The 1,949-nt window shown below is 29.8% G+C and carries 1 protein-coding gene and 1 pseudogene; one reads left to right on the forward strand and one right to left on the reverse strand.

What is annotated here, in order from left to right:
* A pseudogene (locus tag HG1285_RS19870) lies at positions 1-755 on the forward strand (lysine 2,3-aminomutase); the annotation flags it as partial.
* A gap of 11 nt (positions 756-766) precedes the next feature.
* Here the strand turns inward: HG1285_RS19870 and HG1285_RS18930 are convergent.
* Positions 767-1,949, reverse strand: a 1,183-nt coding sequence (locus HG1285_RS18930) for a sensor domain-containing diguanylate cyclase (protein ID WP_008288875.1), incomplete at its 5' end; no start/stop codon positions are given.

Raw genomic sequence — 1,949 nt, forward strand, 5'->3', positions numbered from 1 at the left:
ACCCTTTAATAATGAAAACTCATGTTCTAAAGCAGTATATAGAGCCTATACTTGAGGCAAACATACCTCATTTAAAAACAATTAGAATAGGAACTAAAGCTCTTGGGTTTTGGCCTTATAGATTTTTAACAGATAATGACGCACAGGAGCTTTTAGACCTGTTTAAAAAAATTGTAGACAAAGGCTATCATCTTGCATATATGGCGCATTTTAACCACTACAAAGAACTTGAGACAGATGAAGTAAAAGAGGCCGTTCAAAAAATAAGAGAAACAGGAGCAGTAATAAGAACTCAGTCTCCTATATTAAGACATATAAATGATAATCCTGATGTTTGGGCTAAAATGTGGAAAGAGCAGGTAAAGCAGGGAATGATACCTTATTATATGTTTATGGCAAGGGATACAGGAGCACAGCATTACTTTGGAGTACCTATCGTAAGAGCATGGGAAATATTTAGAGAAGCTTACCAAAAAGTAAGCGGTCTTGCACGAACAGTAAAAGGACCTTCAATGTCTGCAACTCCTGGAAAAATAAGAATACTTGGAGTATCAGAGATAAACGGGAAAAAGTATATAGTTTTAGATTTTCTACAAGGTAGAAATCCAGACTGGGTAGGCAAACCTTTCTTCGCCCAGTATAATCAAAATGCTCTGTGGATAGATGAACTAAAACCTGCTTTTTCTGATAAATTCTTTTATGAAGATGAGCTTGAAGAAATGCTTTATGAAGAAAATAGCTTACTTAAGATTTAATTATATATTCCTCAGGCTGTAGCAACTTTATTTTTCCCACTTTGTTTTGCTTTATACATGAGTTTATCTGCTCTGCTTATGAAGGAATTTATATCTTCGTCTTTTTTATAAGAAGCTATTCCTATACTTACTGTAATTTTGTCAAGGTCATCAAATTTAAAATTAGAAACCACATTACAGATTTTTTCACCTAAAATTTTTGCGTTTCTTAAATCAGTAAAGGTTAATATTACAAACTCTTCCCCTCCCCATCTTGCAAATATATCTGTTTCCCTTATATTTTTACTTACCAGTTTTGAAAATAATGTTAGTACAAAATCTCCTATTTCATGACCGTATGTATCATTTATTTTCTTAAAATCATCAATATCTATCAACAATAGAGAGATGTTATTGTTGTATCTTTTACTTTTTTCAGTTTCTTTTTTCAAAAGTTCCATAAATTTTCTGCGATTATAAATCCCTGTTAATTCGTCCGTTTCTGCAAGTTGTTTAAGTCTATCTTTTAATTTCTTTTGCTGAGTATAATCACTTCCTATAGAAAGTATTTCTATCAGATTTCCATCATCATCATAAACAGGTTTGTTTCTCCAGACTATCCAGTATCTATTCCCATATTTATCCACATTTTCATTTTCATTGTATATATATTTCTCAGGATTAATTGAAATTTCCTGTATCATTTTGTATAAATCTTTTCCATTTTTATCCGTATGAGGAACAATTGTTTCAAAAACAGATTTGCCAATAATCTCGTCCTTTTTAAACTTAAAAAACTCAAGACCATACCTATTTATAAATTTAATTTTTCCATTAGCTTCCCACTTCAGAACAATAGCATTTACGCTTTCAACTAAATCCTCATACTCCTGCCTTGCTTTCAACAATTTCCTCTCATATTTTTTTTCTTTAGAAACATCTCTCAATAAACAAACCCTTCCTTTAAAAACACCATTCACATAAAAAGGCAAAGATTCTTTATAAAATACCTTTTTATCGCCATTTTTTATATAAAAATAATCTTTAAATATATCTACTTTATTCTTTAGGTAATCAGCCCTTAATTTTTTTAGTATATTTTCATCTCTTATTACTTTTTCAATAGTTTTTAAAATTTTAAAAATACTAAAATTTTTTATTTTTTCTTCATTTACCCCTATCAGTTTTGCAAAATTTTTATTAAAATACAAAACT

It is taken from the genome of Hydrogenivirga sp. 128-5-R1-1, assembly GCF_000171895.1.